Below are 9,377 nucleotides of genomic sequence, written 5' to 3' on the forward strand. Positions count from 1 at the left end.
GTGCGCGCGGAGCGGGGTCGGGCGGTGGCGGTCCGGTGAGCGGGCGTGGCGCACGCGCGGTGCGGTCGTCCCGAGGCGCGTGCGGATCGCATGCGTGGGGGAGACGGCCAACCCCGGCCCACCCTCACCCCGGCGAAACGGAACAACCGGTGTCCGTGATGTGGACGCCCACATGATCGAGGGGGAATCAGGGGAGGACGTTCGAGGTGGGGTGGAACGATCTCGGGGGAGTTGGGCGTTGGAGTGGACAGAACGGGGGTGGGGCGGACGTGAGGCATGTGGAGGACGACGGGGTGCCGGTGGAGGTCAGCAGGGAAGGGCTGCCGGAGTGGCTGGAGCCGGTGGTGAGGGTGGTGGAGACGGTTCGGCCGGTGCAGCTCAGCCGGTTTCTGCCGCCGGAGGATGGGGGTGGGCGGCAGGCCGCCGTTCTCATTCTGTTCGGGGAGGGTGAGCGGGGACCCGAGCTGTTGTTGATGGAGCGTGCGAGTTCCCTGCGTTCGCATCCGGGACAGCCCTCGTTCCCAGGTGGCGCGCTGGACCCCGAGGACGGCGATCCACAGGGCGACGGCCCGTTGCGCGCGGCGTTGCGGGAGGCCGAGGAGGAGACGGGGCTGGATCCGGCCGGCGTCCAGATCTTCGGCGTCCTGCCCAAGCTGTACATCCCGGTCAGCGGCTTCGTCGTGACCCCGGTGCTCGGCTGGTGGCGTAAACCGAGCCCCGTGGAGGCCGTCGACCCCGCCGAGACGGCCCGCGTCTTCACCGTCCCCGTGGCGGATCTCACGGACCCCGCGCACCGGGTCACCGCCCTCCACCCCCTGGGCCACGCAGGTCCGGCATTTCTGGTCGAATCGGCCCTCGTGTGGGGGTTCACGGCCGGCGTCATCGACAGGCTCCTGCACTTCGCGGGCTGGGAGCTCCCCTGGGACCAGGACAAGCAGGTCCCGCTGGACTGGCGCGCATGACAGTGTGTCCCCCGGACGCGGAACTCTCTCCGCGCCCCTCACCGGAACCCGGGTCCCTCCCGGCGCCCGGAGAGAAGACGGAGACTCTCCACCCGACCCGTCGGACCGAAGGGGCCACCCGGCCGCTCACCCCGAGCACCGAACCGGCCCCCGACCCCGGCAGCCGGACCGGGCTCTCCGGCCGACCTCGGGAGAACACCGGGACCACGGCCACCCTCGACGGGACACCGGACCCTCCGGCGGCCCCGAACAGGAGGCCCCCGGCCGACCTCAGGCGGACGCCGGCACCCCCGGCGCACCCCCTGCGAGACGCCACCCCCGCCCACTCCCAGAGCGACACCGGACTCTCCGGCCCACCTCAGGGGACCACGGGCACACCTGGCGGCCCCCTGGGCGGACGCCGAGAATCCCGGCGGATTTCAGGGGAACGCCGAGACTTCCGGCCGCCCCCTGGGGGACGCCGGGGTCCCTGGTGGTCCTCGGGGGGACGCCGGGGTCCCTGGTGGTTCTCAGAGGAGCGCCGGGAATCCTGGCCCGCCTCGGAGGGGCGGCGGGAACCCCGGTCGGCTCAGGAGACGTGCCGGCTTCCCCGGCCGACCCCCTGGGAAACGCCGGAGCCCCCGGCCGTACCCCCGGGCGACGCCGGACCCCCGGCCGAGCTCAGGGGAACGCCGGGAACCCCCGACGGGGCCTGGGGGACCCGTCGGCCGACCTGTGGTGAGGGCGAGTTGAATAGGCGAGGCGCCGAGCGGTGAACGTGCTGGACATCCTGTTGCTGGTGGCGGCTGTGTGGTTCGCGGTCGTCGGCTACCGCCAGGGCTTCGTCGTCGGCATCCTGTCGGTCGTCGGATTCCTGGGCGGCGGACTCGTCGCCGTGTACCTCCTGCCGGTCATCTGGGACGCTCTGACCGACAGTTCGGAGGTCAGTACGACGGCCGCGGTCGTCGCCGTCGTCGTCGTGATCGTCTGCGCGTCGATCGGGCAGGCGCTGACCACGCACCTCGGCAGCAAGCTGCGCCGGTTCATCACCTGGTCCCCGGCGCGCGTGCTGGACGCGACGGGCGGGGCGCTCGTCAACGTCGCGGCGATGCTGCTGGTGGCCTGGCTGCTGGGCTCGATGCTGGCGCAGACGACGCTGCCGACGCTCGGCAAGGAGGTCCGCAGCTCGAAGGTGCTGCTGGGGGTCTCGGAGACGCTCCCGGTCCAGGCGGACACCTGGTTCAAGGACTTCACGTCGGTCCTCGCGCAGAACGGCTTCCCCCAGGTCTTCTCCCCCTTCTCCAACGAGCCGATCCGCGAGGTCGACCCCCCGGACCCGGCGCTCGCCGCCAGCCGGGTCGCGGTGACCGCCAAGCGGTCCATCGTCAAGGTGATGGGCACCGCCGAGAGCTGCGGCAAGGTCCTGGAGGGCACCGGCTTCGTCTTCGGCGAGCGGCGGGTGATGACCAACGCGCACGTCGTCGGCGGCGTCGCCGAACCCACCGTCCAGATAGGCGGCGAGGGCCGCAAGTACGACGCGAAAGTCGTCCTGTACGACTGGAAGCGCGACATCGCCGTCCTGGACGTCCCCGACCTCGACGCTCCGGTCCTGCGCTTCACGACGGACGACGCCGACAGCGGCGACGGCGCGATCGTCGCCGGGTTCCCCGAGAACGGCGCGTACGACGTCCGTGCCGCGCGCGTGCGCGGGCGCATCACGGCGTCCGGCGCGGACATCTACAAGCGCGGCACGGTCCGACGGGACGTCTACTCCCTGTTCGCGACCGTCCGTGAGGGCAACTCCGGCGGCCCCCTGCTGACCCCCGACGGCAAGGTCTACGGCGTCGTCTTCGCGAAGTCCCTGGACGACCCGCAGACGGGGTACGCCCTGACCGCCGACGAGATCCGGCAGGACATCACGGAGGGCCGTACGGCGTCGCAGCAGGTCGACAGCGACAACTGCGCGTTGTGAGGGGCAGCGTGGGTGAGGGTCAGCCGCGTGGGTGGCGCAGGCGCACCGAGACCCAGCGGGCCCTGCGGCGCAGGATGCGCGGAATGCCCACCCGGAGGTCGCTGCCCGGCACGTCCGGGTCGCTGCCTCGCTGGTGGGGGCTCAGGCCGTCGGCCGAGCGGCGGGTGCGTGCTGTGTCACTGTCGTGCGTCCAGCCCATACCCCGACGTCTGCCCCTGCCCCAAGGTCGATAACCTCCCCGGGACCGGGGAATCGGCCTGTGCATCCGGGATATGACCGTTCGTGAGACACCCGTTCCCATTCGGCCACCGGGCGCACGGAATCAGTCATACGGAGAGCGTCGAAACGATCACGCAGGGTGCCTTGAAACGGTCACGCGGGGAGTGCCGAAACGGTCAGAAACGGACTCACCGATCAGGCTCGGGATCCTTCAGCCAGTTGACCAGTTCCGTCGAGAACGCCACCGGGTCCTCCTCCTGCGGAAAGTGCCCGAGCCCGTCGAACAGCCGCCACCGGTACGGCGCTTCGACGTACTCCGCGCTGCCCGCCGCGCTCCGGGCGCGCGAGACCGGGTCCAGGGAGCCGTGCAGGTGGAGCGTCGGGACGCGCACCGGCCGCTTCATCCGGCGGTAGAACTGCACGCCGTCCGGCCGGGCCAGGGAACGCACCAGCCAGCGGTACGGCTCGATCGAGCAGTGCGCGGTGGACGGGATGCACATCGCGCGCCGGTACACCTCCAGCGCCTCCTCGTCCGGCGGCACCGGCCCCGACCACTCCCGGATCAGCTCGCCGACCAGCGCACCGTCGTCTGCGACGAGCCGCCGCTCGGGCAGCCAGGGCCGCTGGAACCCCCAGATGTGTGAACTCGCCGCCGTCTGCTTGACGTCGGCGAGCATCGCGGAGCGCCACCGCCGGGGATGCGGCATCGAGGCGACCGCGAGGCGGCGGACGAGCTTGGGGCGCATGGCGGCGGCCGTCCACGCCAGGTAGCCGCCGAGGTCGTGCCCGACGAGCGCGGCGTCCGGCTCGCCGAGGGAGCGGATGACGCCGGTGATGTCGAGCGCGAGGTTCGCCGGGTCGTAGCCGCGCGGGGTGCGGTCGCTGCCGCCGACCCCGCGCAGGTCCAGGGCGACCGTGCGGAACCCGGCGTCCGCGAGCGCCGTCAGCTGGTGCCGCCACGTCCACCAGAACTGCGGGAAGCCGTGCACCAGCAGCACCAGCGGGCCTTCGCCCGCCTCCGCGATGTGGAAGCGCGCGCCGTTCGCGGCGACGTCCCGGTGGAGCACCTTGGTCCCGTCGGGGAGCGTGTCCGGTCGTACGACTGTCGAGGGCTCCGTCATGACGTCGAGCGTGCCACAGCCTCGACGGCCTTCGGGGACGTCTCCGGGGCGAGTTCGGGCCGGGGGTGCGGCTTCGCGTTCTGGAGGACGCCGGCGGTCTCCTTCATGGAGGCGGCGACCTTCTGCGGGCCCTTGCTCTTCGCGGTCTTCTTGAACATGGCCACGGAGACCAGGGCGAGCAGGACGGTGAGCAGGACGTTCGCGGCGAAGGAGAGCAGGAAGCACCACGCGAGGTTCCAGCCGCCGTCGCCGTTGTGGCCGCCGGTCCAGGCGTTGATGCCGTAGGCGAGGGCGAAGCTCAGCATCGGCAGGGAGAACAGGAACACCACCGCCGCGACGATGATCACCGCACTGCCCACCGCCCCCCGCTTCACGTCCTGCTTGAGCTGCGCCTTCGCCAGCGCGATCTCGTCGTGCACCAGCGCGGACATCTCGGCCGTCGCGGAGGCGAACAGCTGGCCGACACTGCGTTCGGCGCCGACCGGGCTGTCGTCGGGTGCGCTCATCGCGTTCTCCCTGTTGTTCATGTGCTCTCGATTTGTACCGTCCCGTCAGATCATGCCGGACGGCCGTCCCCGGCGCCCGTCCCGCCCGGCACTTCGGCGGTCATGTCCCGGGCGATACGGCGGTGCTCGGCGGCCTTCCGCTCGTGGATCTCCGCCATCCGCAGGTGGTGGGCCGGGTCGTCCGCCTCGTACACGTCCGGGATGCCGTCGCCGTCCTCGTCGCGCTCCTCGTCCTCGGCGAGCCGCCGGTAGCGCGCGTTGCGCAGGCGCAGCAGGACGGTCGCGCAGCCCGCCGAGATCAGGGAGCCGATGAGGACGGCCGCCTTCACCTCGTCCGTCAGAGCCGCGTCCCCGTCGAACGCCAGCTCGCCGATCAGCAGCGACACGGTGAAGCCGATCCCCGCGAGCGAGGCCAGCGCGAAGACGTCCGCCCAGGCGAGATCCTCGCTGAGGGAGGCCCGCGTGAAGCGTGCGGTGAGCCAGGTCCCGCCGAAGATGCCGACGGTCTTGCCGACGACCAGACCGAGGACGACACCCAGCGTCTCCGGCTTTCCGAACACGTCCCCGAGCGCCCCGCCGGACACCGTCACCCCGGCGCTGAACAGCGCGAACAGCGGGACGGCGAGCCCCGCCGACACCGGCCGCACCAGGTGCTCGACCCGCTCCCCGGGCGACCTCTCCTCCCCGCCTCGCGTCGTGCACCGCAGCATCAGGCCCATCGCGACACCGGCGATCGTCGCGTGGACGCCGCTGTTGTACATCAGGGCCCAGACGACGACGGCGAGCGGGACGTACACGTACCAGCCCCGGACGCCCTTCCTCAGCAGCACCCAGAAGACGACCAGCCCCGCCACCGCCCCGCCCAGCGCCGCGAAGTTCAGTGAGCCCGTGAAGAAGACGGCGATGATCAGGATCGCGAACAGGTCGTCCACCACGGCCAGCGTCAGCAGGAACGCCCGAAGGGCGCTCGGCAGGGACGTCCCGATCACGGCGAGCACGGCCAGCGCGAACGCGATGTCCGTGGCGGTCGGCACCGCCCACCCCGCGAGTGAGCCGCCGCTACTGCCGTTGACGACGGTGTAGACCAATGCCGGTGCGGCCATCCCGCACAGCGCGGCGACGACCGGCAGCGCGGCGGCCTTCGGGTCCTTGAGGTCCCCGGCCACCAGCTCGCGTTTCAGCTCGATCCCGGCGACGAAGAAGAAGACGGCCAGCAGACCGTCGGCGGCCCAGTGGGCGACGGACAGACTGAGCCCGAGCGCTCCCGGCCCGAGGTGGAAGTCGCTGACGCTCGCGTAACTTCCCTTGAGCGACGGGACGTTCGCCCACACCAGCGCCCCCACCGCCGCGAGCAGCAACAGCACGCCGCCGACCGTCTCCGTGCGCAGCGCGTCCACGACGAACGTCCGCTCGGGCAGCGAGAGGCGGCCGAGGAACTTGCGGGGGGCGCGGGGCGCGGTCACGGGGTACCTCCGGTCTCAGGGCATGCGTCTACACATGCCGACCAGACTTCCCGGCGCACCATGCCGCGATCTTGACGCGACCTTTACCAGGGTACCGAAGGCTGCGGCGGGGGTCATACGGGAGCGGGGAGGAGTACGCCCCTTCGTTCAGCCCGCCCACGCACACGAAACGCCCCCGACACCTTCCTCGGTGCCGGGGGCGTCGTCGTGGTGGAGGGCCGTCAGTCCTCGCTCGGTGCCGCCGGGAGCTTCGCCTGGATGAGGTCCATGACCGTCGAGTCGGTCAGGGTCGTGACGTCGCCCATTTCGCGGTTCTCCGCGACGTCCCGCAGGAGGCGGCGCATGATCTTGCCGGAGCGGGTCTTGGGGAGTTCGGCGACCGGGAGGACGCGCTGGGGCTTGGCGATGGGGCCGAGGGTGGTGCCGACGTGGCCCCGGAGTTCGGCGACGAGATCGGCGCTCTCCGAGGCCGTGCCGCGCAGGATGACGAACGCGACGATGGCCTGGCCGGTCGTCTCGTCGGTCGCGCCCACCACGGCCGCCTCAGCCACCGCCGGGTGCGAGACCAGCGCCGACTCGACCTCCGTCGTCGAGATGTTGTGCCCGGAGACGAGCATCACGTCGTCCACCCGGCCGAGCAGCCAGATGTCGCCGTCGTCGTCCTTCTTCGCGCCGTCGCCCGCGAAGTACTTGCCCTCGAAGCGCGACCAGTACGTGTCGATGAACCGCTGGTCGTCACCCCAGATGGTGCGCAGCATCGACGGCCACGGCTCGGTGAGGACGAGATAGCCGCCGCCCCCGTCGGGCACCTCGTTCGCCTCGTCGTCGACGACGGTCGCGGAGATACCCGGCAGCGGCGTCTGCGCGGAACCGGGTTTCGCCTCGGTGACTCCGGGAAGCGGCGAGATCATCATCGCGCCGGTCTCGGTCTGCCACCACGTGTCGACGACCGGCGTCGTGTCCGCCCCGATGTTCTTGCGGTACCAGACCCACGCCTCGGGGTTGATCGGCTCCCCGACGGACCCGAGCACCCGCAGCGACGACAGGTCGAACTTCGCGGGGATGTCGTCGCCCCACTTCATGAACGTCCGGATCGCGGTCGGCGCCGTGTACAGGATCGTCACCTTGTACTTCTGGACGATCTCCCAGAACCGCCCCAGGTGAGGCGTGTCCGGGGTGCCCTCGTACATCACCTGCGTCGCGCCGTTGGCCAGCGGTCCGTACACGATGTACGAGTGCCCGGTCACCCAGCCGACGTCGGCCGTGCACCAGTAGACGTCCGTCTCCGGCTTGAGGTCGAAGACCGCGTGGTGCGTGTAGGCGACCTGCGTGAGGTAGCCGCCGGAGGTGTGCAGGATGCCCTTGGGCTTACCCGTGGTACCTGAGGTGTACAGGATGAACAGCGGGTGCTCGGCATCGAACGCCTCGGGCGTGTGCTCGGCCGACTGCCGGTCCACGATGTCGTGCCACCACACGTCCCGGCTGTCGTCCCAGGCGACCTCCTGCCCGGTCCGCCGCACCACCAGCACGTTCCGCACACCGCCGCCGCGCCCGACCGCGTCGTCCACCGCCGGCTTCAGCGCCAGCGGCTTGCCGCGCCGGTGGCCACCGTCCGACGTGATGACGAGCTTCGCGTCGGCGTCCTCGATGCGTGTCGCCAGCGCGTCCGCCGAGAAGCCGCCGAAGACGAGCGAGTGCGGGGCGCCGATACGGGCGCAGGCCAGCATCGCGATCGCCGCCTCGGGGATCATCGGCAGGTAGATCGCGACCCGGTCGCCCTTGACGACACCCAGCTCCAGCAGCGCGTTCGCCGCCTTGGAGACCTCGTCCTTCAGCTCGGCGTAGGTGATCGAGCGGCTGTCGCCGGGCTCGCCCTCGAAGTGGATCGCGACCCGGTCGCCGAGGCCGGCCTCCACATGGCGGTCGACGCAGTTGTAGGCGACGTTCAGCTCGCCGTCCGCGAACCACTTCGCGAACGGCGGGTTCGACCAGTCCAGCGTCTCGGTCGGTTCCTTGGCCCAGCTCAGCCGGCGGGCCTGCGCCGCCCAGAAGCCGAGCCTGTCAGCCTTGGCCTGTTCGTACGCCTCGGCCGTGACGTTGGCGTTCGCCGCCAGGTCCGACGGCGGAGCGAAGCGCCGCTCCTCCTTGAGGAGGTTGGCCAGGCTCTCGTTGCTCACGACATCTCCCTTTCCCAGGGTGTCCGTTGTGTCCCAGGCCACAGCTCATCAGACCCGGAGGGCGATGACAAGAGTCGGCCGATCAGTGGTTTAGACCTTTCCAGGTCCTGGACCGGCCAGGTCATTCGTACCCACGGATGTCGTGGTGGGGGAGTTCAGGGGGTGTAACACCTTTCACACTCCGGAGGGTTGGGGTTCGAATTGCCGACACAGGATCAGCCGCTCCTCTCCGCCGCTCCCACATGGTCGAAGAGCGTCCCCCTGCGGGACTCCGTCAGCAGGTACGCCTGCGCCTCACCCACGTGGAAGTACATGCCGTGCAGCTCCAGCGTCCCGGCGGCGAGCGAGCGGGCCACCGACTCGTGCGCCCGCAGGTGCTCCAACTGCTGGACGACGTTGGTCAGCGAGAGCTGCTCCACCGCGTCCGCCGGCGCCCGCCCGGCGAGCCTCGCCCAGGCGCGGCTGTCGTCGGCCATCCGCTCCAGACTCGGCCGCCCGTGCCGTAGCCACCGCTGGAGGGGCGTCCGCGCGGTGCCCTGCCGGGCGGTCGGCGACTCGGATTTCAGCAGCGCCTGCATCGCCCCGCACCCCGAGTGCCCGCACACCGTGATCGACCGCACCTCCAGCACGTCCACCGCGTACTCGATCGCCGCCGCCACCGAGTCGTCCCCGCTCTCCGCGCCGGGCAGCGGCACGAGATTGCCGACGTTGCGGACGACGAAGAGGTCACCCGGCCCGCTGGAGGTGATCATCGACGTGACCAGCCGGGAGTCCGCGCACGTCAGGAACAACTGCGCCGGCCGCTGCCCCTCCTTCGCGAGCCGCGCGAGCTCGCCCCGGACGCGGGGGGCGGTGTTCCGCTGGAACGCGCTGATCCCTCGGGCGAGTTGGTGGGCGCTGGGCGGGGGGACGGGGGTGGCGGGGGCGGGGTTCGTGGGGGTGCCGGGGGGTGTGGCGCCGGAGGCGTGGGGGCGTTCG

General features: G+C 71.3%; 8 protein-coding genes. 2 read left to right on the forward strand and 6 right to left on the reverse strand.

The window, feature by feature from the left end:
- Positions 1–299 precede the first annotated feature (299 nt).
- Entirely contained in the window at positions 300–962 is a 663-nt protein-coding gene (locus ACVNF4_RS27575; protein ID WP_461805587.1) for an NUDIX hydrolase, read from the forward strand.
- A 751-nt stretch (positions 963–1,713) separates the two neighbouring features.
- Complete coding sequence (locus ACVNF4_RS27580; RefSeq protein WP_461805580.1) at positions 1,714–2,913, forward strand: MarP family serine protease; 1,200 nt, start codon at positions 1,714–1,716, stop codon at positions 2,911–2,913.
- A gap of 19 nt (positions 2,914–2,932) precedes the next feature.
- Here the strand turns inward: ACVNF4_RS27580 and ACVNF4_RS27585 are convergent, their stop codons facing one another.
- The 6 genes from ACVNF4_RS27585 to ACVNF4_RS27610 all read right to left on the reverse strand — a co-directional run.
- On the reverse strand, positions 2,933–3,112 hold the full coding sequence (locus ACVNF4_RS27585; RefSeq protein WP_461805581.1) for a hypothetical protein: 180 nt from the start codon (positions 3,110–3,112) through the stop codon (positions 2,933–2,935).
- A gap of 208 nt (positions 3,113–3,320) precedes the next feature.
- The gene (locus ACVNF4_RS27590; protein WP_461805582.1) at positions 3,321–4,253 is read right to left on the reverse strand and encodes an alpha/beta fold hydrolase; all 933 of its coding nucleotides are present in this window, start codon (positions 4,251–4,253) and stop codon (positions 3,321–3,323) included.
- Entirely contained in the window at positions 4,250–4,759 is a 510-nt protein-coding gene (locus ACVNF4_RS27595) for a phage holin family protein (RefSeq protein ID WP_461805583.1), read from the reverse strand. Before ACVNF4_RS27595 ends, ACVNF4_RS27590 begins: the two co-directional genes overlap by 4 nt.
- Positions 4,760–4,809: 50 nt before the next feature.
- Positions 4,810–6,222 carry a Na+/H+ antiporter NhaA gene (nhaA, locus tag ACVNF4_RS27600; RefSeq protein WP_461805584.1) on the reverse strand — a complete coding sequence of 471 codons (1,413 nt, stop codon included), beginning with the start codon at positions 6,220–6,222 and terminating at the stop codon, positions 4,810–4,812.
- Positions 6,223–6,443: 221 nt separating this feature from the next.
- Positions 6,444–8,399, reverse strand: coding sequence for an acetate--CoA ligase (acs, locus tag ACVNF4_RS27605; RefSeq protein WP_461805585.1), 1,956 nt, complete (start codon positions 8,397–8,399; stop codon positions 6,444–6,446).
- A 215-nt stretch (positions 8,400–8,614) separates the two neighbouring features.
- On the reverse strand, positions 8,615–9,377 hold a 763-nt coding region (locus tag ACVNF4_RS27610), incomplete at its 5' end, for a carbonic anhydrase (protein ID WP_461805586.1).

This window comes from Streptomyces sp. S6 (assembly GCF_054880855.1).

Bases quoted from the DNA above. Each gene is read 5' to 3' on its own strand.
- ACVNF4_RS27585 (WP_461805581.1), bottom strand. From the start codon at position 3,112: ATGGGCTGGACGCACGACAGTGACACAGCACGCACCCGCCGCTCGGCC.
- ACVNF4_RS27590 (WP_461805582.1), bottom strand. From the start codon at position 4,253: ATGACGGAGCCCTCGACAGTCGTACGACCGGACACGCTCCCCGACGGG.
- ACVNF4_RS27595 (WP_461805583.1), bottom strand. From the start codon at position 4,759: ATGAGCGCACCCGACGACAGCCCGGTCGGCGCCGAACGCAGTGTCGGC.